The sequence below is a fragment of the Jiangella alkaliphila genome (assembly GCF_900105925.1).
GTDB lineage: Bacteria > Actinomycetota > Actinomycetes > Jiangellales > Jiangellaceae > Jiangella > Jiangella alkaliphila.
This window is the reverse complement of the sequence record NZ_LT629791.1, coordinates 2064898-2091492: the sequence shown is the minus strand read 5'-3', so window position 1 is coordinate 2091492 and position 26595 is coordinate 2064898. Positions and strand designations below refer to the sequence as shown.

The window sequence follows — 26595 nt, the reverse complement described above, 5'->3', positions numbered from 1 at the left end:
CGGGGGCACCCACTGACCAGCGCATTCACTCCGCGCTGGTTGACCGTGGGATACCGGCAATGACCGGGAATCGCCATCCGAAGTTGCTCGTATATTGCACGACTGCCGCCACGCTCACCCGTCCGCCCACTCCCGCCGTCGGCCTCGGTGGTGGAGGTGGCACCTCTGTGGGTAGCTTCACCCTCGATTGCGCCCGGGGCGCGCGATGCTCGAAGGCTGGCTTCGTCGCCACTCAGATTCATGAAGGACTCCGCGACGGCAAATCTAAGACGCTTCCCTACTCATATGGAACAGCAACATTAGTGCGGCCGCAGTGTTGGCGGCAGGAATTTCGCCCTTGCGTACGAGTTCGGGAACTTGTGTGAGAGAGACCCACTCGCGCCGCGAGGACTCGAAGTCATCCTCGGGGTGGCCGACGTACTCTGCGCCCTCGGCCCAGTAGACGTGGTGAAGCGAGTCGGATAGGCCGTTGGCAGGCTCAAGAGTCATCAGGTGGTGGAGTGGCCCTGGCTGCCACCCAGTCTCTTCGAGGGCCTCACGTGCGGCAGCTTCCTCGAGTGTCTCGCCGTCGTCGACGACGCCCGCGGGCAGCTCCCACCCCCACGTGTCGGTGATGAAGCGGTGCCGCCAGAGGAGCAGGGCCTCGCCGTCGGCAACCGCGGCAGTGAGGACGACCGGGCGTTGCCGGATCAGGTAGTGGTCCAGGTGCCGGCCGTCTGGAAGCTCGACGTCCGCGAGGTTCACGGGTGAACCAGCGGTTCTCGTAGACCGTGTGTTCGCCGAGATTCTTCCATTGCATGGTGCGAGCCTTCCATAGGGAGCCGGTGTCAGGCGAGCAGCTCTAGTGTCCGGTCGAGTCGGTCGATGGCATCACGAGTGGCCACCGACTGGTGGTCGGCCAACGCGTGGCGCAGCTTGCGGAACCGGTGAGTCAGCCGTCCGGATTCCATGCCCTGAGCGTGGTCGAGCATATCGACGACTAGACCCGCCGCTCGGTCTGCGTCGCCGGCCCGGAGCGCCAAGGTGGCGGCTGTCGCGAGACGGTTCACACGGCCTCGTGCGTGCGTCGGCGCGTCGAGCGATGCCGCAGAGAGCCCAGATGCTGCCTTGAGGTCGCCGAGGCTGATCAGGGCCTCAGTCATCTGCGCTTCGATCAGGCCAGGCTGCACGTAGCTCGTCTCGGCCAGCTCGAATCCGCTGCCGATGAGGCCGGTGGCACGTTCTGCCTCGTGCATCGCTAGGCGCGCCGCCGACGCATCACCGATGAGCGCGTAGCCCTTGGCCTGCATCACGTGGAGATCGGCGTTGAGCGCGGGCGAGACGGCCCCGCCCGCCGTGCGCAGAGCGGCCTGCGCAAGGGCGATGGCCTGTCGCGGGTCAGCGAGCGCGAGCGAACAACGGTGAGAGTGATTCCTCAGGCTGAAGGCATGCGCGTCGTCCATCTGCCGGCGCGCACACCGTATGCGTGGAAGCTGCAGAGCCGTGAGTTCCGCATCCTGAACGGGACCGAGATTCCGAGCGGCGACACGCTGCCTGCAGCGGTCGACGCCGCCTGGCTTCTCGAGCACCGCCCTCTCACATGGCTTGATGTCCTACACCTGCACCACATCGACTTCGAGAACCTCGCCACCCTGGAGCGCCTTCTCGACGCGTGCCTCGGCAACGGAGTCACCGTGGTCTTCACCGCCCACGATACGCGGCACATGATCGGCAACTCCGAAGACTTCACCGCGCGCCTGCGGATGCTCCACTCGGCCGAGATCAGCTGGGTCTGTCTCACCGAAGGCTCAGTAGCCCAGCTGACCGAGGTCCTCGCCGAGCGCCCCCACGCAGCGGTCATTCCCCACGGGTATGTGGCTGCCCCGGAGATGCTGGCCGGCCTGGAGCGCGAGACGAGCTACTCGCCCCGGTACCTCATGTTCGGGGCTTCACGGGCCAGCCGGGACCAGCTGTCCACCATGGCCAACTGGAGTCTGGGGATCACGGATCCCCAGAGCACCCTCCACCTCCTTCTGCGCGCGTTCAGCCCTGCCGACTTCGCCGACGGAGGGCGCGCTCCGCTGCTGCTGGAGACGGCCCGGCGCGATCCCCGTATCCGCCTGACCATGCGCCCGTATCCCACGGACGAGGAAGTGGTCCGAGCCGGTCTGGCTACGGACGCGCTGCTGCTCCCCTACCTCTGGAGCAGCCACTCCGGCCAGCTGGAGCTGGCTTTCGATCTGAACCTGCTTCCGATCTGCTCCCGCACGGGGCACCTGCCCGAGCAGTACGAACTACACAAAGGGCTCGTTGAGGAACCCGAGTGGTTCGACTGGTCGCAGGGGCACCCCAACCTCTTCGGAGAGAGATTCCTGACCGCACTGGAGAACGCGGTTGCACGGCTGGGCTCCAGGGCCGGCCCCCTGGACCGTGAGTTCCTCGACTACAGGGCTCAGGAACACCAGGTGATTCTGGAGCAATACGCTCACGTGTACGGAGGTGACCGGTGAGCGGCTCCCCTCGTATTTCGTGCGTGATCCTGTGCCACAACTACGGCCGCTATCTCGACCGGGCCATAACCAGTTGCCTGGAACAGGAACCCGGAAACTACTCCCTTCATGAAGTGATCGTCATCAACGACGGTTCCAGCGACGAAACCGAAGAGGTGTGCCTGCGCCACAAGGGCAACATCAAGGTCATCCGCAGGAATCAGCAGGGTTTCGGACAAACCCTGACCGACGCTTTTCTCGTCAGCACCGGTGACTGGGTGACTCCGCTCGACGCCGACGACTGGTTCCACCCGTCAAAGCTACGTACCTGCGCCGAGGCGATAACGGGTGAGACGCTGTTCATCGAGCACTGGGAAAACGTGGTCGACTCCAACGGGAACCTGATGTTGAAGGAGCCGCATCCGGGTGGAAACACGAGCACGCTGGCGGTCCACCACGATGCCGCCCTCAGCCTCCTTCCGGCGAGCAACGAGATCTTCTTCCACGCGTTGCGTGAGGCCGGCCGAGGGGTTGCCCTCCGGGACCCGCTGACCTTCTATCGGGTCCATCCCCGCAGCATGACCGATCGCAGTACGCCGGGTGTCTCCCAGGACTATCGGGCTGAAGTGTGCATCGCGATCTCGGATCATCTCCGCGCAATGCGTGAAAATCCTCCCGGCTGGGCCACCACTCGCCAGCTCCAGAAGATCTCCTGGCACTTCCGCACACTCGCTTTCGGCCACCGGGTGGAATCTGCCTTACAGCGGAAGAAGCGCCTCTCCGAGATGCTCCTGATCCCAGGAATGCTCATGGGCACGCTCCGTGCCCGTGACCCAATAGCGGCGTGGCGCCGATCCCTCTCCAGCACGGTCGCGGGACGGCCGCTGGTGCGGCTGACGAGGGGTGAGGGACAACAGGCTCATTCATGATCAATCCGACGATGCAACGGGGCGGCGATGATAAAATGGCCGCTCCCAATCCCTACTGGTCAGGCCAGTTGCCCGACCCTTGGAGCGTATAGGCGCCATGAGCCGTTTGAGCGAGTCTGTCACCCGTGTCATGCACCTCCTCGAGGGCGCTGACCTGGGTGCGGACTATACGGTCGCGCAGCTCCTCGGCGAGACAACAGCTAGGCGTTCTCTAGACCTCTCCGACCTCTCGCCCCTTGAGCAGGCCGCGCTGGTCGAGGGTCGCGCGAATCACCTGATTCCCTCGGCCGCGGTGCTCGCCGAGAAGATCGAAGCCGCGCAGGCCGCGGGACGTCCGTTCGTTGTCAAGTACGGCATCGACCCGACCTCGCCCGACGTCCACCTCGGCCACGCGGTGCCGATCATCATCGCCAGCAGGTTCCAGCGGATGGGCCACCACGTGGTTTTCATCATCGGCGACGTCACGGCCAAGATCGGCGACCCGTCCGGACGCTCCTCCGAGCGCCCGTCCCTCACTGACGACGACATCGCGCGCAACCTGAGCGGCTACCAGCAGCAGGTCACGCCGTTCATCGACTTCGAGCGCGCCGACCTGCGTTTCAACGGCGAGTGGCTGAACAAGGTCACACTGCCGGAGCTCGTCGGTGTCCTTGCCCGGGTACCGGTCTCCATGTCGCTCCAGCGCGAGGACTTCCGCACCCGACTCGCCGAGGGTCATGGCCTGTCCGTCGCCGAGTTCGTGTACTCCGTCGTCATGGCGTGGGACTCGGTGGCCATCGACGCCGATGTCGAGCTCGGAGGCGTGGATCAGCTGCTGAACCTCCAGATGTGCCGCAAGGTCATGGAGATCTCGGACCAGGCCCCCGAGGTCGTCATCACCACCCCGCTCATCGAGGGCACCGACGGCACGGGCGCCAAGATGAGCAAGAGCAAGGGTAACTACGTGGGCCTGACAGCCTCGCCAGACGAGGTCTACGGCCGGCTGATGTCCATCCCCGATCACCTGACCGAGCCGTACCTCCAATTGCTCACTGAATGGACGGACGCCGAGATCCGAGTTGTCACCAAGCTCCTGGAGGCAGGCACCGCGCACCCAATGGCAATCAAGCGGATCCTGGCCGGCGAGGTGGTGGCCACTCTCCACGGCCTCGACGCTGCCGCCGCCGCCCGCGCGGAGTTCACGGCGCGCTTCTCCAAGCGCTCCTTCGCGGACACCCTTAACCTCCCCGCAGTCTCCCTGAAGGACCACGCCGAAGACACAATTGGAGCCTTGGTCAGCCACACCTTGGACTTCGCTCCCAGCATCTCCGCGGTGCGTCGTGTGGCCCAGCAGAAGGGCCTCCGCCTGATCCGCGAATGGAACGGAGGCCAGCAACCGATGCCCCTCACGGAGGCCGCTGTTCAGCAAACGCTCGGCGCAATCGTCAGCGAGATCGGCGCGCTGGACGGTGCCGACCTGTATCTCAAGGTGGGTCGTAGGGTCGCCCGCATTGACACCTGAGATCGAGCTGGTCAACGCGGACCTCTTCCACGCGGAAGCCGTAGCACGTTCCCGACGTTGAAGCAGTGCTTCGGCATGCGCGTCGAGCCCCGTCCCGGGCGCGCGTGAGTATATCCAGCGCGTAACGCCCCACCACACCCTGCTTGACCTGCCGCGTGAGAATGCTCGTCGGATCAATCAATACACCCGGACGAACGTTGATCCGCTCATCAGCCGTCCATGACGCGCCACGCGGCGGGCTGCAGTTCAAGCTCGATCAGTGTCCCGTAGTACGTGTGCCGAGCGATGCGGTCGATCTGCTCGCAGATCGACCGCATCGGACCGCCGTTCCGGTTCCCCGCCGCCGGGGATATCAGAACAACCGTCGCGTGACAATGTCAGCCGTCGTAGGGGAGAAGATTGTGTGCGTAGGTCGACGATACGACGGCCGACGCTGCCCAGGCATCACGATCGATCGAGCCGCATGTTCTGCTCGACGACTAATCCGCCACCAAGAAACCGGTGGTCACGATGATTCCCATCTGCATCGAAACCCGGCCGGGGGCACCACGTGAGGTCTCAGGGCTCTCCTGGACGACGTCGTCCGGTATCCTCTCTCAGACCTACGTCGATGGACCGGCGCCGCCGCTGAAGGGCGCCAACCGCATGACCGTTTCCGGAGGACTCGCCACGCGCCCATGAGCGGCGCGAAGACCAAGCCCCGCGAGCTACGGGCCCAACGCCGTCAATCCCGGCACGGGTGCTGGGACCACCTCATCATCGCTCCCCTGTGGGTGGCCTACGACGCCAACCTCGGCACCTTGCTACGGACCTGCGACGCGATCGGTGCGTGCCTCGCGGCGCCCCGCACCAGGCACTACCGGGATGCGCTGCAGATCGGTGACACGCTGCGCGGCCGGCGGCCCTGCGTCCACTGGGTCGCACCCAGCAAGGAGGCGTGGCTCGATGAGCAACGCGCGGCGGGCAAGCGCATCGTCGCGGTCGAGCTCGCTGACGGTGCGACATCGCTAGCCCGGCTCGCACCAGCCCGCGAGCCCACCGTGCTCCTGCTCGGCCACGAGCACAACGGCGTGCCCGACGAGGTGCTCGCCGGTGTGGACGAGTGCGTCGAGATCCCCATGATTGGCTGGGGCGCCAGCCTCAACGTCGCTGTGGCGGCCAGCCTCGTCGCCTACCGGCTCGCGGGACTCTCATGACCGGGGGACTCAGCGGACGATCACGCGAACCCACGCGGACCCCACCCTGGCCTCAGCGATCGCCTCCGTCCCGGCCATGTGCCTCAGCCTGACTCCGCACCCAGCCGCGCCGACCTTCCCGCTGACCTCCGCTGGGCACATAAGCAGCAGCTCAGGTGGACACGCCAGCCCGGACCAGCAACGCTTCCCGGTTGGCCAGAATGAACTCCTTCAACGGGGCCGGCCTCAAGTCGATCGCTACTAGATCATCTCCGAGAAGGTCGACCCGGTCCAGGTCGTACGTGCCCCGCGACGGATCGCTGAACTCCGGACCGCTACGGGCCGACTCGTCCAGGCCGGCCAGCCGCGCAACGAAGAAATACTGCACCGTGACCCCGGCATCCGACGGAGAGCTGAACAGAAACACCTGTGAGGCGTCCGTGGCCAGTGCGCCCAACTCCTCCGCCAGCTCCCGATACAGCGCCACCTCCACCGAGGCGTCCGTGTCCTCGACGCCGCCACCCGGCGCGGTCCAGTACGGTGCCTGCCCCGGCTTCGATCGCTTGATCAACACCAACCGACCGCGATCATCGATCAGGATCGCCCGTGCCGCGCGCCGTCCCACTGTCACCGTCACGCCATCCAGCCTAGAGCCAGCGCCACGTTCGTCAGGTGAGGCGCTTTGGGTCGTTGTCCGAGCGGCCGCCAGTGAGGATCTCGGCCGGGTGCCGAACCGCCGCCCGCTGGGCCGGCCGGCCTTGCTGGGTCCGCAGGTGATACAGGGTGGGTTCGCTGTCGCATTGAACCGTCCTGGGTCGGTCAATCGACCGCCCGCTTGACCGCAGCCAGCACCCTCAGGTGTCAACTGTCACTCGTCCAACAGCACTGGCCTCGCGACTTCGAACGCGCCATCAGGAACGGCGCGAAACGGCCGCCGCCTCCGACTCTCGGTCCAGCCGCACGATCGTACGTACGTGCCAGGCTGTGGTCGTCGTCTTTCCGCACGCCCGGGAACCCACGACCAGAACAGCTGGGAACCCAGCCGAAAGCTGCTCGATCAAGGGGTCGACGAGCCGAGGTAGGTATGCGTCCACGACAGTGCGATACCTCTCTCCCACACCGTCCAGTACCGACGTACCGCACGATCGAATGCCGCTGAACGCGTACCCGCACACGCGCCGTCTGACCGACCGTGTGCCGATCAACGCGGACGATGTCGGATGCTGCACTATCGGGCCTCGCGGCTGTCAGTAGCCAGACCAACTCGGCACTCAACGACCAGCCTGTTCAGCGAGAACCCGCTGGTCGTCCCGATTCCCATCTGCGTTGAACCCTGCCGGGGGCACCCGCTGAACAGCGCATTCGCCGGCGCCGGTTAACCCGCGAGGTGCCGAGTTTCGCCGTCGCAAGTTGTACGTATGTTGCACGCCAGGCGGCGAGAGACACCGTCGGCTGGTGGTGATCCTTCTCGGCCCGAGCCCACACGCACTACGGGTCCTGCGACGAATCTGACGCGCGACATACGCGAGTCCGAACGAGGGCGGACCCCTGCCAGACAGATCCTTCAGCTACCCAGACGGACGATCGCGATCGCGAGCTCGACCAGTGTCCGTGCTCGGCGGACGAGCGGTTCTGCTCTGGTTGCGGTCACCACGTTGGTCCCATACTCGACGTCGCCTTTGGCCGCGATCAACTCGCGTAGCGCCCGCTCAGCTGTGGCCGCTTCTGATCGCCTCGCCAGCGCCTGCCGCAGTTCCTTGGCGGCCGCCGCGTGGTCTCTGCTCTTGCCCGTCGACCCGGTCAGCACTGTGACGATGGCGTCCTTCGCGCTGATGCCGGCGTGGATCGCATCGCCGGCTGCCGGTGTGTAGCGCTCGGCGACCACGTTGGCTTCGGCGGATTCGAGGTACTCCATCGATTTCTTGAGGTAGCTCCTCGCGTGGTTGCGCTGCTCAGCCGTCGCCATCAGACCACTCCGCGCTTGCCCCGCGGCATCGCGCCGATCAGGGCGACGCCGTCACGGAGGATGTCGCTGACAACGGGCTCACCGTCGGCGGCAAGCTGGTCGAACTCGGCCCTGGTGAACACGAGCACATCGCAGTCGTTGCCGAGCCGCGCGCGGACGCTGTCCTCGAGCTCGACACGCTTGTCCCAGCCCCGGGGAGCGATCACTGCCAGATCGACGTCACTGTCGTCCATCGCCTCACCGCGTCCGATCGACCCGAACAGGATCACCGCCGACACGTCCGAACCGGTGATCGCCGTGACGGCCTCCCGCAGAACCGCGATCGGGTCGAGGAGCATGCGCAACGGACCCACCGCCACGTGGTCCTCATTAATGATGTGCACGCCAGCCCGACCAATCGTCTGCGTCTCGACCAGACCAAGCTTGACCAGTACCTTCAACGCCTCCTGGACCGTCCAGAGGCTGTAGTCGTCGCTGACCAGCCCGTGGATCTGTCGCCCGGTCAGAGGCATGCCGGTGCGCAGTAGCGTCGCCAGCACCGCACCGCGAGCGCCTGGGACGACCCCGCCGAACGGCTCATTGAAGAACATGGTGACCAGAATACCAGTCATATGATCGGCGAGCCAGTCACATGACTGGTAGCACTGTCATACGGGAGGCGCGGCTCGTGGCGGGCGACGTCACATAGCGAGGCAGGCTTGGCGCTCGATGACCAGTCTTCCCTCAAGAACCTGCTGGTTGGCAGATTCCCACCTGCATCGAATCCTGCCGGGGCGCCAAGCAGGAAACACACCGCCGCCGTTGATCGTCATCGAAGGTGCCGCTCACGGACCTTCCTCCTCGGGGTACCAGAGACTCTCGACCAGGCGGTTGTTGCCTTGGAGGAAGTACTTCGGACCGACGCCGGTGGACGACGTGGCGAAGAGGCTGGGCTGGGCGCGGACGCCTGGTGCCGTGTTGACCAAAGTTTCGGGGTCGATGCGCACGAACCTGCTCGCGACGGTGCCGTAGAGGAAACCGTCGTGTGGATCGAAGACGAGGTTGACGGCGCGCGGTTGGAATCCGACCGTCGGCGGCCAGTTCCACGCGACGTATTCGGCCGAGCGGGTGACCTGGTGGGTGGTCAGGTCGAGCTCGAAGCTCTTGCCGGCGGTGAGACCGAACAGCCGGCCCTGGTCGTCGAACGCGAGCCCGTTGACGCCGTGTTCACCGGGCATCGGAACGGTGTCCCAGAGTTTCTCGCCGGTGGCCGCGTCGAGCGCGAACACCCGTCCGTCCTGTTTCGACGGGCAGCAGCCCAGCGAACCGCCGTAGACGACGCCGTCGCGGTAGGTCAGGGCGCTGATCTCCTGCGGGCCGGCGATCCCCTTGAAGACGCGATGCGTGCCGCTCCCGGGGTCGTAGAGGGCGAGCGCCCCCTCGGTCTCGCTGTTCTTCGGCGACGTGCCGATGGCCAGGTAGTCGCCCGCGGAGACCAGCGTCCACGGCCGTTCCTGTCCGTAGGCCTTGAGATCGAACACCAGCTTCGGGTTGGTGTCGCTGAACGGCTGGGCGGGGTCGTAGGCGTAGATCTCGGCGTTCGGGTACACGCCCAGATAGAGGATGCCGTCGTGCGTGGCCATGCCCTCGATCTGGTGGTGGAACTCGTACACCGACCACTCGGTGGTGTCCGGGTCCCACGCGACGAGACCGCCGGAGAAGTAGCCGCCTCCGTAGACCCGGTCGTCCGGCCCGACGGCGAGCGACCGAGGAGCGGTCGGCGTGCCGGTCAGCCCGTCGACGGGGCCGATGGACCCCTCGCCGGTCACGAGGTCGTACTGGAAGACCAGGCCGGTGGGCTGTCCGCCGACGATCATCTCGTGGCCGGTGGCGGGGTCGACCACCCGCTCGATGCCCTTGGCCGCACCGAGCCCGCCGAGGTCGGCGTTGCCGACGAACCCGGTCGGCCGGAACCGCCCGCCGTGCGGCTGGTACGCCGTCAGCTCGCCGTTCCGCACCATGTACACCTCGCCGTTGCGAGCCGCGCTGGTCACGGACTGGCCCGCGTAGGCGCCCAGGCTGCCGTGCCGGCTCCACTGCTGGCGTCCGACGTCGTAGACCCAGCCGACGGCCGGTTCCACGCCACCGGCGAACAGCACGTAGAGGTAGCCGCCCGCGTCGTCGAGCTGATAGGTGTACTTGTCGCCCGACACCCCCGGCGGCAGGGCGATCTCCGTCTTGTCGCCCGTCACCGGGTCGACACGGTAGAACGCGGTGAACGGCCCGACCCCGACGTACAGCTGCCCGTCGACGTACTCGACCGACCGGACGTAGGTGTACCGGTCGCCGAACGTGCCGTAGTCGCGGTACTGCCGGGTGTCCGGGTCCCAGCTCACGAGGTGCGCCGGCGGCAGTCCACCCGTCGCGTACCCGTGATACGTGCCGATGTAGTACGTCCCGTTCTCGTCGGTGTCGCCTTCCCAGAGGAAGCTCACGTCGGGGAGTGGGCGGCCGAGGTTCTCGATGTCGGCGCTGCCCCACGGCAACCGGAACAGGTCACCGTCGACGCTGGTGGCGACGTACACGTCACCGTTGTCGGCGACGGACACGCCCCAAGCGCCGGACGCGTTCTCCATGGGGAGCTTGCGCACCACCGTCCGGGTGAACGGGTCGATCTCGGCCAGGTACGCGGGCACGCCGGCGGCGGGCAGGCCCGTCACGGCGAGCCAGGTCCGGTACGTGCCGTCGGGCATGCGGGCCGTCTCGCCGCCCGAGGTCGTGGTCGCCGTCAGCGGCACGGTGCCGCGGTCGGTGTACTGCGGATAGGTGGTCTGCGCGGTGGCAGCCGTGGCCGGAGCGAGGGTGAGCGCGGCGATCACGGCCGAGACCACCAGCAGCCACGAGGAGCGGTTCCGTACAGGCATGCGCGTGCACCCTTCCTCTGGGACGATCACGACGGCAGGACGAAGGCGTGGCTCATGTCGGAGTCGTGCGTGCTGCTCGAGCCGCGGGAGTCGGGCAGGTCGAGCGCCGTCCCCTGGATGCCGGCGGTCTCACCGCCCAGCCATTCGGCCTTCACATAGGCGTTGAAGCGGGGAATGCACCCGGGTGCGTCGCTGACGGTGAAGTCGGCCTTGTTCAACGGCACGTACTTGTGGTGCACCCAGTACGGCACGTCGTGCGTGACCTGGATGCTGGCGTCGGTCTTGCACAAGGTGCCGTCCGACCTCCACTGGTTGATGAACAGAGTGAACTTCACCTGCGCGGACTGGTACCGGTCGCACGGCGTGCTCGGCACGCACACCATCAGCTCGGCGTCGCCCACCACGTTCAGGTTCGTCACTCCGGACGGCATGGTGAAGTCGTCGAGCGCGGGCAGCCGCTGTACGGGGGTGCCGGCGTTGAGGCGGTGCACCCCGGCGCTGACACTGCCCTGCACCGGCTTGCCGTTGAGCGGGTTGTTGATGACCGACGTGTCGGCGAACTGGATGTAGCCGCTGACCAAGCGGTACGTGGCGTCGTCGTTGCTGAGCGAGTTGCCGCGCACGTTGGCGGTGCAGGTGACGGTGCCGGCGACCCCGGGGTGGATGAGGAACCGGGTGTAGAGCGTCACGTCCTGGTTCGGCGAGCCCGAATGGATGTCGTACACGTTCTGGCCGATCACCATGTTCTTGCTCCAGGCTCCCCGTCCGGAGCAGACGACCTCGTTGTCGAACAGGCTGCGGATGGTCGCGCTGTTGACGCGCATCTTCGAGACGACGTACGCGGACTGCGACGCGGTCATGGTCAGCGAGATGGTGCCCACGGGCGTGACGTTCTGGTCGACGCCACCGCCTTCCTCCGCGGTCGGCAGGCCGGGCGCGAGGATCGTGCGCGGAGTGAAGGTGACGGACGTGGCCGCGTGGGCGGCGACGGGTTGGAGGAGACCGGCGGCCAGCACGAGGACTGACGCCGCGGCCAACGAACGAACGTTCATGGATGCCTCCATGGATGGTTCGATTCCGGTCTAGACCGGAATGCTAGGGTCTCGCCGCTCGGCTGGCAAGACCTGGCGTGAGGTTCGATTGCGGTCACGGCCGCAATGGAGCGTTCGGGCGAAGGCCCGGCAGTTCGGCTACGTCGTCACACTCGGGTCAGGGCTCGATCGATGACGAGTGGGCTGTCGGGTCGCCGGCAGCCGCAGTCGTCGCCGGCGTCGAGACGGGCGAGGTGGGCGGCGACCCGCGCGGCCTCGGGCAGCGAGGCGGCCCGGTACCGGTCACCGGCGCGCGTCCACAGGTCGTGGGCAGTGTCGCGGTCGCCGCGGGCGCACGCGACGGCGGCGAGCCCTTCGTCGGCGGCGGCGACGCTGAGCTGGTCGGACAGCTCCGCGGCGATGTCCCGGGCGGTCGTGAACGCCCGTTCGGCGTCGTCGAGATCGCCGCGGTAGCAGTCGGCCACGCCGGCCGTCCGGTGCAGGTGCACCTCCAGCCCGCGGTCGCCGAGCTCCTGCGCGAGCTCGAACGCGGCCCCAAGCCGACGGGCGGCTTCGTCGACGTCGCCGGAGGCCGCAAGCGCCTCCGCCAGGTTCTGCTCGAGGTAGGCCTCGCCGATCCGATCGCCGAGCTGCCGGCACAACGCCAGGCCGCGCTCGGCGTGGTCGCGGGCTTCGGCGAATCGGCCGAGCTGCAGGCAGAACGATGCCGCGTTGGTGCGGGCGATGATCTCCCGGTCGTGCTCGCTCTTCTCGAGGCAGGTGGCGATCTCGCGCTCGAAATGTGCGAGACGTTCGGCCAGCTCACCGGTGTGGACCTGGGCCACCGCCAGGTTGTTCGCGACGACCCGCACCGCGCGCTCCAGACCGTGGCGCTGATAGATCCGCTGGGCCGCACGGAACCCGTCGACCGCCTTGCGATGATCTCCGCCCTCGGCGTCGACGATCGCCAGCGAGCTGATCGCCTGGGCCAGCCCGAGGTCGTGATCGGTCGCGGCGAACAGGTCGGCCGCCGCGGTGAGGTGCTGACGGCCGGCGGCGAGGTCACCGATCCGCAGCCAGGTCCCGCCGATCTGCCGCTCGGTCAACGCGATCACGACGGGGTCGCCGTGCCGCTCAGCGGCATCGCGCGCACGCAGGTGCAGGTCGAGCACGACTTGAAGGTCCGCCCGCAGCCGCAGATACGGCGCGAGCACCAGGACCAGCGCCACCGTCGCCTTGGCGTGCTCGTAAGCGTGCTCGCTCTGGATCAGCGCGACGAACGTGGCAGCCTTGGCGTCCAACCATGCCAGGGCGGCGACGCGGCCGGCCGGCGTCCGGGCAGCGTCGGACAGCCATGGGCGAGCGGACGGGTCGCCCGTGAGCAGCGGCAGATCGGCCATCTCGGGATCGGGTGGGCCGAGTTCGGCGATCATGATGAGAGCCGCGTTCCGGTAGTGATCGAGGAGCCGCGCCACGGCCGCCGACCGGTCCGTGGGCCGGTCCTCGTCGACGGACGCGGCGATGAGCTGGGCCCGGACGAGGTCGTGCAGGCCGTAGGTCTCCGGACCACTGCGCTGCAGCAGATGACGGTCGGCGAGGAAGGCCAGTCGCTCGCCGGCCGAGGCGACGTCCTGACCCGCCAGCGCCGCAGCCGCCGGCGCGTCGAGCAGATGGGCCGGATGCAGGGCGAGCAGGCGCAGGAACCGCTGATCGTCAACGGACAGCCCCTGGTAGGACAGCGCCAGCGACGCGTCGACGTCCGGTTCCAGCCGCAGTCCCGCGAGCCGCTGCCGCAGCTGATCGGCCAGCTCGGCGAGCGTCCAGTCGGTGCGCTCGGCGATGCGCCGGGCGGTGATGCCCAGCGACAGCGGCAACCGCCCGTGCGCCCGGACGATCTCCAGCGCCGACTCGCGCTCGCCGTCGATCCGCGCGGCGCCGGCCGTCCGCCGGAACAGCTCCAGGGCTTCGGCCTCGGTGAACGGCTCGAGCTCGATCCGCTGTACGGCCCGGCCGGCGTCGACGCCGGGCATGGTCAGCCGGCTCGTCACCAGCACCCGCGCGCGCGTCGTCGCGGCGAGCAGCGGCGCCACCTGCCGTTCATCGCCGGCGTTGTCGAACACGACGAGGTACGGCCGGGCCGCGAACCGCTGCCGGCACTCCCCGATCAGCGCGTCGACGTCGTCCGCATGCCAGCGATGATCCCGCTCGCCGAGCAGCCGAAGGATGCTCACCAGCACCGCACCCGGAGCCAGCGGTGGAGCGCCGTCCGGCTCGAAGCCGCGGAGATTGACGAACAGCGCGCTCAGCCCGGCCCGGTCCGACCGCAACGGAGCGGCCGACCGGAGGGCCAGCTCGGTCTTGCCGACCCCCGCCATGCCCGTGATGAGGGTCGCCGCGTTCCATGCCGCGGATCTGACGGCGGCCAGCTCGCGTCCGCGTCCGGTGAACTCGGTCACCGCGTCGGCGACGGTCTCGGCGACGAGCGCCAGCTGGTCCGGCGCCGAACCCATCGCCCGGCCGGCGGCCAGCCGCCACGTCAGCGCCTCCCCCTCCGCCAGCCCGAGCGCGCTGACGATGTCGCCGACGAGCTCGGCGTCGACGCGCCGGCGGCCTGGCTGGAAGGCGTCGTAGACGGTGACGCGGCCCGGGCGCGCCGCCCCCGCGAGCCTCCCGGAGCTCCGCGATGCGCCGCGTGATCTGCGCGTAGGACGGCGACCCCGCCCAGACCCGCAGCCGGGCCATCCCGGCGGCCAGATCGTCGAGACTCCACAGGCCCACCGCCTGCGGGCGGCCGTCGCCCATCGATGCTCCCCTCGGCGCCGCCACGATCCTAACGACACCGGCGTTCGGGGTCGTTCGGGTTCGGCCCGGAGTGGGCCATCCGGCCGCCGGGCGCCGCTAGCTTCGTCACGTCCGATGTCGGAAAACACGGAGGTCAAGTGATGCGTCGAGTGATCGTGAGCGGCCTGGTGGGTATCAGCGTCGCGGTGGCAGGAATGGTGGCCGCCACGGTTCCCGCGAACGCCGTCCAAGCAGGCACGTGCGTCGGCCACGACTACTTCATGATCGACACCGAGACCGGCGGCTACGGCTGGTGGTACAACTCGAGCCGGTGCGACTACTGGCCCTGATCCGCGAGGTCGGCGCCTAGGGTGTGTCTCCCAAGTCCATGGCCTACTGCGCGACGCCCAGGCGGCGCCTCGCTGCGTTCTCGTCAGTCGCCATAGGCACCGCTATGACTCCCTCCTCGGCCTTGCGAGGCATCCACCTGGACGCCGCTCGCTACGGCCGAGACTCGGGAGACACACCCTAGGGGGTGGCCCACGAGCCGAGCTCCTCCTCCAAGGCGCGCACCATCGCCTGCGCGGCTGCGCTGGGGTCCGGCTTCGTCGCGGTCCACGCGGTGCGTCCGAGGCCGTCGCCGCGGACGGGGACCCAGCGCACGCCGCGTGGCATCGCCGGGGCGGCGAGGCCGGGCACGAGCGCGATCCCGAGACCCGCGGCGACGAGCCCCAGCCGGGTGGGCCAGTCGCGGGCGGCGAAGGAGATCACCGGTTCGGCGATGCCGGGCCAGGCGCCGAACTCCGGCGCGTCGCCCACACGCGCGCCGACCACCCACGCCTGGTCGGCCAGCTCGGCCGGCTCGACCCGGTCGCGTACCGCGAAGGGGTGGGTGTCGGCGACGGCGACCCCGGCACCGCCTCCGCCGCGCAGCTCGGTGAGCCGCAGCCCGTCCAGGTCGTACTCCGGGAGGCCGTCGCCGGTCGCGAGGACGGCCACCTCGAGGCGTCCGCGACGCAGCGCCAGGAGCTGCGCCGGGGTCGACGCCTCGGTGAGCCGCACCTGGAGTCCGGGATGGGCCGCGGTCAGCCTGGCGATGGCACGCGGCAGCAGCACCGCGGCGGCCGTGGGGAAGCCGCCGATGACGAGGCGGTCGCGCATGCCCGCCAGCTCCTGGGTCGCCGTCGCGACGCCGTCGAGCACCCGGCTCGCGTGCCGGACCAACGCCTCGCCGGCCGCGGTCGGACGAACGCCGCGGGCGTGCCGCTCGAACAGCGGCGTCTCCGCGACCTTCTCGGTGACCGCCACCTGCCGCGACACCGCCGACTGGGTGTACCCCAGCCTCGCCGCGGCCGCGCTGAAGGAGCCCGCCCGCGCGACCTCGACGACGACGCGCAGGCCGACCAGGGTCAGTTCCGCCACCCCGGCAGCCTAGCCGCAGGTATGCGCGTTCAGCATGGCTGGTGTCGAGAATCCTCGCTTGTGTGATACCTCGGCCGGACGCAGGCTGGAGGTGACACCAACGAGAAGGATCCGACATGACGCACCACTTCACCCGGGACGAACTCGTCGCGCGCCTCGTCCGCGCCGGAGAGCTGGAGGTCGCCGGCGCGAGCCAGGAGGAGATCGACTCCTACTTCGACACCGAGAACTTCGCGTTCCACGGACCGGACGGCTTCGACACCGACTACGCGGGCCTCACCGACTTCTTCCGGTCGCTCCGATCGGCCTTCGACGACCGGAGCATCCGCCGCGGGATCGTCATCGCCGAGGGCGACCAGATCGCCTGCCAGACGTGGATCGAAGGGACCTTCGTGCGCCCGTTCACCCACTCGCCGGCCGGCCGCCTGGAGCCCACCGGCGCCCGCGTGGTGATGGACCTCATCAACATCTTCCGGTTCGACGACCGGGGCCGGCTCGTCGAGGAGTTCGTCCGCACCGACAACCGCAACTTCCTGCGTCAGCTGGGCGTCGCAGCCGCCTGACCACGGCGAAGCTGCTGGTCAGCGCCACCACGAACTAGTTCTGGCCAATATCCAGAATTCTGGATAGTATGCCCGCCATGTCGCGCATCCAGATGCTGATGTCGAAGGTGGGCACGGTGGCCCACCTGCTGGCCGTCGAGCTGTCGACGGCGTCGGCGGGCGACCGGATGGCGACCGTCCAGGAGCTCAGCGACAGGTTCCAGGTCGGCAAGGGCACCGTCCAGGCGGCGCTGGCACTACTGGAAGAGGCCGGCGCGGTCGAGATCCGCCCGCGCGGCAAGCTGGGCACCTTCGTCTCGGCCATCGACCACGGGTTGATCTGGGAGTTCGCGGGCAGCCGATCGATCTCGGTCGCCATGCCGCTGCCGTACTCGCGCCGCTACGAGGGCCTCGCGACGGGGATGCATGCGGCGTTCCAGCAGGCCGGCGTGCCGCTGACGTTGATGTTCGTGCGCGGGTCGACCGACCGCATGCGCGCGCTGCGGGAGGAGCGGGCCGACTTCGCGGTGATGTCGCGGTTCGCCGCGCTCTCCGACCCGGAGCTGGACGTCGTCCGCGACTTCGGCCCGCACACCTACGTCGGTGCGCACGGCCTCGTCGTGGCCCAGGGCCGGACGCCGGACGACCCGCAGCTGCGGGTGGCCGTCGACCCGGCGTCGGTCGACCAGGCCGAGCTGACCGCCGCCGTGTTCCCCGGGCTGCCGCCACAGCGGCGGGTCGAGGTGTCCTACAACCAGCTGAACAGGTACTTCGCCGACGGCCTCGTCGATGCCACCGTCTGGAACCTCGACGAGATCGACACGCACATCTCGAGTCCGGTCACGGTCCATCCGGTCGAGGGGCTCGCGGACGACGCGACCACGTCGGCCGTCATCGTCGCGCGCCGCGACGCCGAGGCGCTGCCGACCGCGGTCAAGGCCGCGCTCGTGGACGACCTCGTGCGGACGGCTGCGGACGACGTCGTGGGCGGCCGGCGGATCCCCACCTACTGACCGACCATCCCACCTACCGACGGAGCGATGCATGGACGACCGCCTCCGCCTGCGCCTCGACCTGTTCCGCGAGATGGCGCAGACCCCTCCGGGTGTCGTCGAGTTCGTGACCAGCGAGCTCGCCCGGCTCGAACCGGACTTCGAGGTCACCGACGACACCGCGGGCTCGCTCACCTCGCACCTCGTCGCCGCGCTCGGGCGGCTGCTGCGCGGCGAGCCGGACGTCGAGCCGCCGGCCGACGCCGTCTACCAGCAGGTCGTCGACGAGGCCCCGGCCGCCGTGGACGCCGCCGCCGGCGTGTCCGGCCGTGCGCAAGCCGCGCTCGGCGTCGCCCTGTCCGCCGTCGAGCAGCAATACCTCAGCCTCCATCTCGGCGCCCTCGCGCTGACCGCAACCAAGGAGAACCGATGAAGATCATCGCTGGTGGAGTTGCGAAGACCGAGGTCGCGGAGGTGCTGCGACCACTGCTCGGACCGGACGACAGCGTCGTCATCGGCACGGACATGGACGCGGCCATCCAGCTGCGCACCGGCGAGGCGGACTACTACCTCGGCACCTGCCACACCGGCGCCGGCGCGAGCCTCGGGGTGCTCGTGGGGCTGCTCGGCTCGGACAAGACGCACACGTTCGGCCGGTCGATCCCCTCCGCCGAGGCGATCGAGGCCGCCGTCGACGCGGGCAACCTCGCCTTCGGCTTCGCCCTGGACCAGGTCCAGGACGTCGTGCCGGCGCTCTGGGCGGTACTGGACGCGAGACGACAGGGGGCGGACGCATGACGCTCCTCGCCGCCACCGACACGGCGTCGGTCTCGTTCGACGCCTGGCAGAGCGTGCTGGTCATCGTGCTGTGCGCGTTCGCGGCGCTGATCGCGAACGCCGCGCTCGCGGTCTTCAACGACGGCGCCCGGCCGTTCCTGCTCGACTACATCCAGGGCCGGTCCACCCGGCTGGCCACCGCGACGATCGTCACCGGGCTCTCGGCCGGGTTCATCTTCGGGCTCGGCGCGCCGATGGCGCTGTCGACCGGAGTGCTCAACCCGTGGCTGGTGTTCCTGCCGGTGGAGATCATCGGCCTGATCGCGCCGTGGCGGTGGCTCGCGGCCACCGGCGGCGCGGCGTGGGGCGCCGTCTGCGTCTTCGGCCTCAACGCCGCCAACTCGGCCGCGACGTCGCTGCCGATCGACTTCGTCACGGCCCTGCAACAGATCTCGACCCCGATCCTCTGGCTGTTCACGCTGTTCCCGGTGCTGGCGATCACCCGCCAGTTCGGCCGCGCGAAGGGCCTGATCACGTTCGGCGCCGAGGTCGCGATGATCCTGCTGTCGATGAACGTCTGGCCGGACCTGTTCCCGGGGTCGCTGGCCATGGCGCTCGGCGTGATCATGCTGCTCGGGTTCGCGCTGACCCAGGACCGGACCGCCCGGCGGGTCGAGCAGCTGGTGCTGGCCGGCGGTTCCGCGGCCGACCGGGCCGAGCACGAGGAGCGGCAGGCCGCGACCGCCGCGGCGTCGGACCAGCTGTTCGGGCCTAACGCGGAGCGGCTGCGCAGGAACGTGATCCCGCTGGGCATCCTCGGCGGCATGGTCGCGGCGCTGGCCGCCAGCGGCATCTTCGGCGGCGGCGAGGCCACCAGCTTCCTCGTCGCCGACGGCACCTACGGCGAGGCCGCCCAGGTCGACTTCCTGCGCGCCTTCGGCTTCGTGCCGCTCATCGCCACGACGGCGCTGGCCTCGGGCGCGTACGCGATGGCCGGGTTCACCTTCGTCTACCCGATCGGCTATCTCGCCCACATCTGGGTGGACGCCTGGCCGCTGGCGCTCGCGATCGCGTTCGTGCTAGGCGCGCTGGTCATGTCGGCCGAGGTGCTGCTGCTCAGCGCCGTCGGCCGGTGGTTGCAGCACTGGCCGAGCGTGCGCGAGTCGGCCGACCACATCAGGCACGCGATCACTGAGTCGCTGTCGCTGGCGATCCTGGTCGGCTCACTGATGGCCGGCCTGGCCATGGGCGGCGGCCTCGGCATCGCGCTGGTCGGCGGCCTGTACCTGCTCAACGAGTCGATGGGACGTCCGATCGTGCGGATGGCGGCCGGCCCGACCGCGGTCATCGTCGGCGGCATCGTGCTCAACCTGCTGCATCTGGTCGACCTCGTGCAGCCGGTGGCGGGCTGATGCCGATCCGGACGGCCGGCGGCCGGGTGCTCGCGCCGGCGGACGTGCCCGGCACGGTCCTCGCGCACGAGCACCTGGTCGTGGACCTCACTCGGTTCGGCGACGCCGAGGCGCGGGTCAGCGACGACGCCGCGGTGGCGGCCGAGCTGGCCGCGGCCCGGAGCACGGGCGGGCTGGGCCTCGTCGTCGACCTGACCGGCCGCGCGATGGGCGGCGACCCGGCGCGGGCCCGCGCCATCGCCGAGCGGGCCGGCGTCGAGGTGGTGCTCGCGACCGGCTGGTACTACGAGCGGTTCCACCCCGACGGCGAGCCCGGCGACTCCGTCGAGCAGGCGACGCGACTGCTGGTGGACGACATCGGCGGCGGGCTCGGCGGCGGGATCCGCCCCGGCGTGATCGGCGAGATCGGCAGCAGCGGCGAGCGGGCCACTCCGGCCGAACGGGTCGGCCTGCTGGCCGCCGCCGGTGCCGCGTTGCGGACCGGCCTGTCCGTCGCGACCCACGCCCACCTCGGGCGCGGCGGGCTGGAACAGCTCGACCTGCTCACGTCCGCGGGCCTCCCGCCGCACCGCATCTCGATCGGCCACCAGGACCTCATCGACGACCCCGGGCAGCACCGGGCCATCGCGGCCGCCGGCGCGTACGTCGCGTTCGACACCGTCGGCAAGGCGTCGTACCAGCCGGACGAGAAGCGGATCGAGCTGCTGCTCGCCCTGCTGGAGGCCGGCCACGCCCGGCACGTGCTGCTCAGCAACGACATCTCCCGCGACGCCTACCTGACCAGCCGCGGCGGGCCGGGCTTCGGCCACGTGCTCGGCCCGTTCCGCGCCGAGCTGGCCGCCCGCGGCATCGACCCCACGGACCTCGACTTGCTGTACCGAGAAAACGCGCTGCGCTGGCTGGACGGAACGGAGCACCCATGAGCCCTACGCTGCCCGAGACCACCCCGCTGCCCATCGCGACCGCCGACGACGCCCTGGCCGCGCAGCAGCGGCTGGTCGCCGCGATCGCGACCCACTTCACCGACGGCGCGCTGTTCCGCGCCGACGTCGGCGTCGTCGCGGGCCTCGGCCGGCCGGACACGACGGCGCGTGCGGAGGCGGCGCTGGCCCAGGCGTTCGGCGCCGAGGACGCCTGCCTGGTCCAGGGCGCGGGGACCGGCGCGATCCGGGCCGCGCTCTCGGCCGGGCCGTGGTCGGAGGGGCAACGCCGGATCGTCGCCCACGACGCTCCGGACTATTCGACGACAGCGACGACGTTCCGCGACGGCCTGGCCGACGTGGCGCGGGTCGACTTCGACGACGACGCGGCCCTCGACACCGTCCTCGCCGAGGACCCGGCGCGCTGGGTCTACGTCCAGCACTCGCGCCAGCGGCTGGCCGACCGGCACCAGCCCGCCGACGTCATCGCCCGGGCGGTCGCGGCCGGCCGCAAGGTCGTCGTGGACGACAACTACGCGGTCTACCGCACCCCGCGGACCGGCGTCGAGCACGGCGCGACCGCCTCGGCGTTCTCCCTGTTCAAGCTGCACGGCCCCGAGGGCGTCGGTGTGGTCGTCGGCGACGGCGAGCTGGTCGGCCGGGCGCGGGCGGCGAACTACTCCGGCGGCGGCCAGGTCCAGGGCGGCCAGGCGCTCGCGGCCCTGCAGGCGCTGGTGATGGTGCCGCTGAACTGGGCCGCGCAGGCCGGTGCGGTGACGGAGCTGGCCGGCCGGCTGGCGGGCGGCGAGGTGCCCGGCGTCGTCGACGTCAGGCTGGCCAACGCGCAGGACCTGTGTGTCGTCGCGCTGCTGGACCGGCCGGTGGCGGCACAGCTGCCGGCGTGGGCCGCGCGGCACGGCGCGGCGCCGTTCCCCGTCGGGTCCAACTCACGGCACGAGATCACCCCGCTGGTCTACCGGCTGTCGTCGTCGACGCTCACCGCGCAGCCGGAGCTGGCCGACTGGGCGGTCCGGGTGAACCCGATGCGCGCCGGCGCCGAGCTGACCGCCCGGATGCTGCGGTCGGCGCTGGCCGAAGGGGATCGTTGATGTTCCTGGCGATGACCGAGCGGCGCAACCCGGCGCTCGTCGAGGCCGCGATCGACCTGCACCGCTCCGGCGCCATCGAACCGGACACGTACGTGATCGACCTCGACGCCGTGGACCACAACGCGGCCGCGCTGGCGGCGACCGGCGCGCGGCACGGCGTCGAGCTGTGGTTCGTCGCCAAGCAGTACGGCCGCAACCCGCTCGTCACCTCGACCGTCGCCCAGCACCTCCCGCTGGCCGCCGCGATCGACCACCGAGAGGCCGCCGCGCTGATCGGCGCGGGCGCCCGGCTGGGCAACCTGGGTCACCTGGTCCAGGTGCCGCGGCGCCGGCTGCCCGGCCTGCTGGCGGAACGGCCCGCCTACGTCACCGCGGCGGACGAGCAGAACCTGGCCGCCATCGCCGCAGCCGCGCACGAACTCGGCCGGGTCCAGCCGGTGCTGCTGAAGATCCGCGGCGCGGCGGAGTCGACGTTCCCCGGCCAGGACGGCGGCTTCGAACCCGGCGACGTCGCCGGCGTGCTCGACTACGCCGCGCGGCTGGACGGGGTGCGCGTCGCCGGCGCGACCGGCTTCCCCTGCCTGAGCTTCGACGTCGACGCCGGCCGGCCCCGGCCCACGGGCACGCTGGACCGGGTGCTCGCCGCCGCCGCGACGATGCGCGCGGCCGGCCTCGAGCCCGTGCTGTCGCTGCCCAGCCACACCAGCGTCAGCACGATCCCGCAGATCCAGCGGCTCGGCGGCACCGTCGGCGAGCCCGGCCACGCGCTCACCGGCACGACGCCCGAGCACGCCGTCGACGCCGGCCTCACCGAGCGGCCGGCGCTGGTGTACGTCTCGGAGATCGCCCAGCTCGGCTCCGCGCCGAGCGTCTTCGGCGGCGGCTTCTACAGCCGCGGCCGGGCCCGCGACCTGCTCGTCGCCACCGGTGGCGGCCGCCGCCGGGCGACGCTGCACGACACACCGGCGGGCAGCATCGACTACTACCGGCGGTTCGACTGGACCGGCGGCGGCGACGGCGCGCGCGTCGGCGACACGGCGGTCATGGCGTTCCGCACGCAGATCTTCGTCACCCGCTCCCGGGTGGCCGTCGTCGCCGGGATCGGCTCGGAGCGTCCCCGGCTGGACGGCGTGTTCGACGCGCTCGGGAGCCGGGTCGCGTGAGCCCGTCGGCCACCGTCCTCGTCCTCGACGGCTTCGGCACCGGCGCGATGCCCGACGCGGCTGCCGTCCGGGCGGCCGACGCCGCGGCGGACACCGTCGGCGCCGTCGCCGCCTGGTCGGTGCGCGAGCGGGGCCGCCCGCTGCGGGTGCCGCACCTGGCCGGGCTGGGGCTGGCGGCGCTGCGGCCGGACCTGGGCGACCTGCTCGCCGCGCCCGTCCCGCTGCTGCGGGCGGCCGGCGCCCGGGCCGGGCTTGGCTACCCCGGCGCGGACTCCTTCGCCGGCCACCAGACGCTCATGGGCGCCGACATGTCCCACGTCGTCCTGTGCCGGCTGGCCGACCGGATCGACGTGGTGACGGCGGCGCTGCGGGCCCGCGGGCACCGGGTGCGGACGCTCGACGACGGCCCCGTCCTCGTCGTCGACGACGCCGCGCTCGTCCACGACAATCTGGAGGCCGACCCCGGCCTGAACTGGAACGTCTCCGCCCGCTTGGACGACCTCGACTTCGCCGCGATCCTCGACATCGCGCGGGTCGTGCGCGACGTGGCGCCGGTCGCCCGCGTCATCGCCGTCGGCGGCCACTCCGACCGGCCGCTGACCGACGCCGTCCGTCCCGGCCCCGGCGGCACCGTTGGGCTGGACACCCCGGCCAGCGGCTTCTACCGCAACGGCGGGCTGCGGGTGCAGCACCTCGGCGCCAGGGTCGACCACGCCCACCAGCTACCCGAGGCGGCCGCCCGGGCCGGCCACCGGGTGGTGCTGATCGGGAAGGCCGCGGACCTGCTGGTGACCGACTCGCCGGTGGACCGGCGACCGGGCGTGGACACCCCCGCCGTCCTGGCCGACGTCGCCGCGACCGCGGGGCACGGGCTGGTCGTGGCGAACGTCCAGCAGACCGACCTCGCCGGGCACTCGCAGGACCCGGCCGCGTTCGCCGGGCAGTTGGAGGCGGTCGATCGCGCGCTGCCCCGGATCGTGGCGCGGCTCGGCCCGGAGGACCTGCTGGTCGTCACCGGCGACCACGGCAACGACCCGACGATCGGTCACCCGTTCCACACCCGCGAGTGGGTCCCCGTCCTGGCGGGGACGGGGTCCGGCGCGTCGGCACGGCGAGGGCACGACCTGGCCTCGCTGGCCGACGTCGGCGCCTCGGTCGCGCGGTGGCTGGGCCTGCCCGCCCACGCGACCGCCCGCGGCGTCGAGTCGGAGCTGAGCGCGTCTCAGCCCATGTAGGCGGCGATCACCTCGGGGTCGACCGGGACGTCGGCGATGCGGTAGGACGGCGGCGTCTCGCCCATCAGGTGGCGCACGAAGTAGTCCCAGCGGCGCCTGAGCCAGTAGGCCTGCTGATGGAACATGCTGTGGTCGGCGTTCGGCACGATGAACAGGTCGAAGTCCTTGTTGGCGTCGATCAGCGCGTCCACCAGGCGCATCGTCAGGTGCGGCGTGACGTTGTCGTCCATCGCGCCGTGCGCCAGCAGCAGCTTGCCCTGGAGGTTGCCGACGTCCGCGGCGTTGGCGTGCGGACCGTAGTCGAACTCGTCGGGCAGCCCGAAGAACCGCTCGCCCCACCAGGCGTGGTACGTGGCGTCGTCGTGGTCACCCGCGGACGACACCGCGACCTTGAAGAAGTCCGGAGCCAGCAGCATGCTCCGGGTCGAGGCGTAGCCACCGCCGGAGTGGCCGTAGATGCCGACCCGGTCGAGGTCCAGCCATGGCCGGGTCTGCCCGAGCTGCTTGATCGCCGCGACGTGGTCGGCCACGAACTCGCCGTCGCCGCCCAGCCGCGCGTGGTCCTGGAAGGCCCGGTGCCGCATCGCCGTCCCCCGCGCGTCGACCGCCACGACGACGAATCCCAGGGCGGCGAACGGCGCCGCGTGCCGCTCGGCGGTCAGAACGCCGCCGGACAGCGGGAAGCGGATCGGCGTGGTGGAGACCTGCGGGCCGGGGTAGATCTCGTCGAGCACCGGGTACGTCTTAGACGGGTCGAAGTCGTGCGGCTTGTAGATCGCGCAGTAGAGGTCCGTCACGCCGTCGGCCGCCTTCACGACGACCCGCTCCGGCGGCGACCAGCCGGCCGCGTAGAGCGCGGTGGCGTCGGCCCGCTCGAGCTCCAGGACGACCGCTCCGGTCGCGTCGCGCAGCACCGAGACCGCCGGGACGTCGACCCGGGACATGACGTCGACGAAGAACCGCCCCGACCTCGACGGCCGCGGGTCGTGGTCGAGGCCGTCGGACGCGATGGCCGTGATCTCGCCGCCGTCGAGCGACACCGAGTAGAGCCCCTGCACGTACAGGTCCGCACCCGGCTCTCGCCCGGCCGCCGTGAAGACGACGCGACGGTTCTGCTCGTCCACGCCGACGACCGTGCGCGCCAGCCAGTCGCCGGAGGTGACGGTGCTGACGGTGCCGTCGGCGGCGTACCGGTAGAGCTGGCCCCAGCCGGTGCGCTCGGACCACCAGAGCACCTCGCCGGAGTCCAGGACCTTGACGTTGCGGTCGTAGAACTGCGGGCCGTGCAGGACGTTCGTGTCGCTGGTCTCCTCGACCAGCACGGTGACCTCGCCGGTCGCGGGGTCGAACTCGTGCAGCCGAGCGGTCCGGCCACCCCGGCCGGCCGAGAGCCAGTACACCGTCGTCGAGCCGGCGTTCCACCACACGTGGCCGATCGCGATGGCCGAGAGGTAGTCCATCCGCACCGGCTCGGACTTCGCCTGGGTGGCCTGCCCGGTCCGCGCGTCGAAGACGAAGAAGTCCGCGGTCGCGACGTTCTCCTCGCCGACCATGGCGTAGCGATAGGTCATCGGCGTCGGCCGGCCACCGCCCGCCGGCGCCGACCGCACCAGGTGCATGAGCTCGAGATCGCGCTGGTCGAGCCGGTGGGTGACGAAACGGGTGGAGTCGGGCGACCACACGACCAGCGGCGGCGTGGTGAAGCCGAGGTTCTCCTGCATCACACGGTTCGCGGTGGAGTCCGGCGGCGTCCCGTACGAGTACGCCTCGGCGCCGTCGGAGGTGAGCTGCCGTTCCTCGTTCGTCGCGGTGTCGCGGAGGTAGAGGTTGTGGTCGCGGACCCCCACCGACCAGCGGCCGTCCGGTGAGCGCGTCTCGGAGCCGTGGGCCGGGCCGAGGATCGTCGCGGCATAGGTGTCGAGCGAGATCTCGATCCGCTGCTCCCCGTCGACGACCCGGACCACGTCGTCGGTCAGCTCGATCCCGAAGAACGGCAGCTGCGCCGGATCTACCTCCTTGTCGAGGACGGCGCCGAGCGCCTGGGCCAGGCGTTCGTGGTCGAACGCCGGCCGCTGCGTGCCCGCCTCGGCGTCGACGAGGACGAACCGCACCCCTTCGGCCGTCTGGTTGCGGTACCAGAACGTCTCGGTGTCGCGGATCCAGTTCGGCCGCACCTGCTGGGAGTGGACCAGCTTCTTGAGGTTGTGCGCCAGCAGTGCCTCGGCCTTGGCGTAGCGGCCGGCCAGATCGGTGCTCATACGTTTCGCTC

General features: G+C 70.3%; 23 protein-coding genes and 1 pseudogene. 14 read left to right on the top strand and 10 right to left on the bottom strand.

Translation table 11 applies throughout. The annotated features are described in order from the left end of the window. Window positions 1-264: 264 nt before the first annotated feature. Together BLV05_RS09790 and BLV05_RS09785 are read right to left on the bottom strand one after the other, a co-directional pair. Window positions 265-799, bottom strand: a pseudogene (locus BLV05_RS09790) (NUDIX domain-containing protein). A gap of 28 nt (window positions 800-827) precedes the next feature. Continuing rightward, on the bottom strand, window positions 828-1442 hold the full coding sequence (locus tag BLV05_RS09785; protein WP_152690880.1) for a hypothetical protein: 615 nt from the start codon (window positions 1440-1442) through the stop codon (window positions 828-830). Between BLV05_RS09785 and BLV05_RS09780 the strand changes: the two genes are divergently transcribed. The 4 genes from BLV05_RS09780 (at window position 1428) to BLV05_RS09765 (ending at window position 6094) form a co-directional block, all read left to right on the top strand. Further along, window positions 1428-2489, top strand: coding sequence for a hypothetical protein (locus tag BLV05_RS09780; RefSeq protein WP_046770323.1), 1062 nt, complete (start codon window positions 1428-1430; stop codon window positions 2487-2489). The two genes, BLV05_RS09785 and BLV05_RS09780, sit on opposite strands and share 15 nt — an antisense overlap. After that, entirely contained in the window at window positions 2486-3397 is a 912-nt protein-coding gene (locus tag BLV05_RS09775; RefSeq protein WP_082155460.1) for a glycosyltransferase family 2 protein, read from the top strand. Before BLV05_RS09780 ends, BLV05_RS09775 begins: the two co-directional genes overlap by 4 nt. A 97-nt stretch (window positions 3398-3494) precedes the next feature. After that, window positions 3495-4898: a tyrosine--tRNA ligase gene (gene tyrS / locus BLV05_RS09770; RefSeq protein WP_046770322.1), complete on the top strand. Its 1404-nt coding sequence runs from the start codon at window positions 3495-3497 to the stop codon at window positions 4896-4898. Between the two features lie 677 nt (window positions 4899-5575). Then, a complete protein-coding gene (locus BLV05_RS09765) occupies window positions 5576-6094 on the top strand; it encodes a TrmH family RNA methyltransferase (protein ID WP_046770321.1) in 519 nt (172 codons plus the stop codon). Between the two features lie 151 nt (window positions 6095-6245). On the opposite strand, the gene BLV05_RS09760 is transcribed toward BLV05_RS09765, so the two are convergent. The 6 genes from BLV05_RS09760 to BLV05_RS09735 all read right to left on the bottom strand — a co-directional run bounded on the left by BLV05_RS09760 (window position 6246) and on the right by BLV05_RS09735 (window position 14483). Continuing rightward, complete coding sequence (locus tag BLV05_RS09760) at window positions 6246-6710, bottom strand: NUDIX domain-containing protein (protein ID WP_152690879.1); 465 nt, start codon at window positions 6708-6710, stop codon at window positions 6246-6248. Window positions 6711-7637: 927 nt separating this feature from the next. Then, window positions 7638-8039: a hypothetical protein gene (locus tag BLV05_RS09755; RefSeq protein WP_046770320.1), complete on the bottom strand. Its 402-nt coding sequence runs from the start codon at window positions 8037-8039 to the stop codon at window positions 7638-7640. Beyond that, window positions 8039-8629 carry a nucleotidyltransferase domain-containing protein gene (locus BLV05_RS09750; protein ID WP_046770365.1) on the bottom strand — a complete coding sequence of 197 codons (591 nt, stop codon included), beginning with the start codon at window positions 8627-8629 and terminating at the stop codon, window positions 8039-8041. Before BLV05_RS09750 ends, BLV05_RS09755 begins: the two co-directional genes overlap by 1 nt. A 234-nt stretch (window positions 8630-8863) precedes the next feature. Further along, entirely contained in the window at window positions 8864-10942 is a 2079-nt protein-coding gene (locus tag BLV05_RS09745) for a PQQ-binding-like beta-propeller repeat protein (RefSeq protein WP_046770319.1), read from the bottom strand. Between the two features lie 26 nt (window positions 10943-10968). Then, window positions 10969-11994 carry a hypothetical protein gene (locus BLV05_RS09740; RefSeq protein WP_152690878.1) on the bottom strand — a complete coding sequence of 342 codons (1026 nt, stop codon included), beginning with the start codon at window positions 11992-11994 and terminating at the stop codon, window positions 10969-10971. A gap of 146 nt (window positions 11995-12140) precedes the next feature. Then, a complete protein-coding gene (locus BLV05_RS09735; protein ID WP_046770317.1) occupies window positions 12141-14483 on the bottom strand; it encodes a tetratricopeptide repeat protein in 2343 nt (780 codons plus the stop codon). 432 nt (window positions 14484-14915) lie between these two features. Between BLV05_RS09735 and BLV05_RS09730 the strand changes: the two genes are divergently transcribed. Further along, window positions 14916-15104, top strand: coding sequence for a hypothetical protein (locus tag BLV05_RS09730; RefSeq protein ID WP_152690877.1), 189 nt, complete (start codon window positions 14916-14918; stop codon window positions 15102-15104). Window positions 15105-15282: 178 nt separating this feature from the next. Here BLV05_RS09730 and BLV05_RS09725 read toward each other — a convergent pair whose 3' ends face one another. After that, window positions 15283-16176, bottom strand: a complete 894-nt coding sequence (locus BLV05_RS09725) for a LysR family transcriptional regulator (protein ID WP_046770315.1) — start codon at window positions 16174-16176, stop codon at window positions 15283-15285. A gap of 116 nt (window positions 16177-16292) precedes the next feature. Here BLV05_RS09725 and BLV05_RS09720 point away from each other — a divergent pair, with 116 nt between their 5' ends. From BLV05_RS09720 to BLV05_RS09680, 9 genes are all read left to right on the top strand, one after another. Next, complete coding sequence (locus tag BLV05_RS09720) at window positions 16293-16739, top strand: ester cyclase (protein WP_046770314.1); 447 nt, start codon at window positions 16293-16295, stop codon at window positions 16737-16739. Between the two features lie 77 nt (window positions 16740-16816). Then, window positions 16817-17731, top strand: a complete 915-nt coding sequence (yhfZ, locus tag BLV05_RS09715) for a GntR family transcriptional regulator YhfZ (RefSeq protein ID WP_046770364.1) — start codon at window positions 16817-16819, stop codon at window positions 17729-17731. 31 nt (window positions 17732-17762) lie between these two features. Then, window positions 17763-18143, top strand: coding sequence for a hypothetical protein (locus BLV05_RS09710; protein ID WP_046770313.1), 381 nt, complete (start codon window positions 17763-17765; stop codon window positions 18141-18143). Then, window positions 18140-18508 (top strand): DUF2620 family protein, encoded by a 369-nt coding sequence (locus BLV05_RS09705; protein WP_046770312.1) that lies wholly within the window; start codon window positions 18140-18142, stop codon window positions 18506-18508. Before BLV05_RS09710 ends, BLV05_RS09705 begins: the two co-directional genes overlap by 4 nt. Next, complete coding sequence (locus tag BLV05_RS09700; protein WP_046770311.1) at window positions 18505-19899, top strand: YhfT family protein; 1395 nt, start codon at window positions 18505-18507, stop codon at window positions 19897-19899. Before BLV05_RS09705 ends, BLV05_RS09700 begins: the two co-directional genes overlap by 4 nt. Continuing rightward, entirely contained in the window at window positions 19899-20822 is a 924-nt protein-coding gene (locus BLV05_RS09695; RefSeq protein WP_046770310.1) for a phosphotriesterase family protein, read from the top strand. Before BLV05_RS09700 ends, BLV05_RS09695 begins: the two co-directional genes overlap by 1 nt. Then, a complete protein-coding gene (locus tag BLV05_RS09690) occupies window positions 20819-21928 on the top strand; it encodes an aminotransferase class V-fold PLP-dependent enzyme (protein WP_046770309.1) in 1110 nt (369 codons plus the stop codon). The genes BLV05_RS09695 and BLV05_RS09690 overlap by 4 nt, the downstream gene beginning before the upstream one ends. Continuing rightward, window positions 21928-23091: an alanine racemase gene (locus BLV05_RS09685; RefSeq protein WP_046770308.1), complete on the top strand. Its 1164-nt coding sequence runs from the start codon at window positions 21928-21930 to the stop codon at window positions 23089-23091. Before BLV05_RS09690 ends, BLV05_RS09685 begins: the two co-directional genes overlap by 1 nt. Then, window positions 23088-24326 carry a phosphopentomutase gene (locus tag BLV05_RS09680; RefSeq protein WP_052762722.1) on the top strand — a complete coding sequence of 413 codons (1239 nt, stop codon included), beginning with the start codon at window positions 23088-23090 and terminating at the stop codon, window positions 24324-24326. The genes BLV05_RS09685 and BLV05_RS09680 overlap by 4 nt, the downstream gene beginning before the upstream one ends. On the opposite strand, the gene BLV05_RS09675 is transcribed toward BLV05_RS09680, so the two are convergent. Further along, a complete protein-coding gene (locus BLV05_RS09675; RefSeq protein ID WP_046770307.1) occupies window positions 24314-26584 on the bottom strand; it encodes a S9 family peptidase in 2271 nt (756 codons plus the stop codon). The genes BLV05_RS09680 and BLV05_RS09675 overlap by 13 nt on opposite strands. Between the last annotated feature and the right edge of the window lie 11 nt (window positions 26585-26595).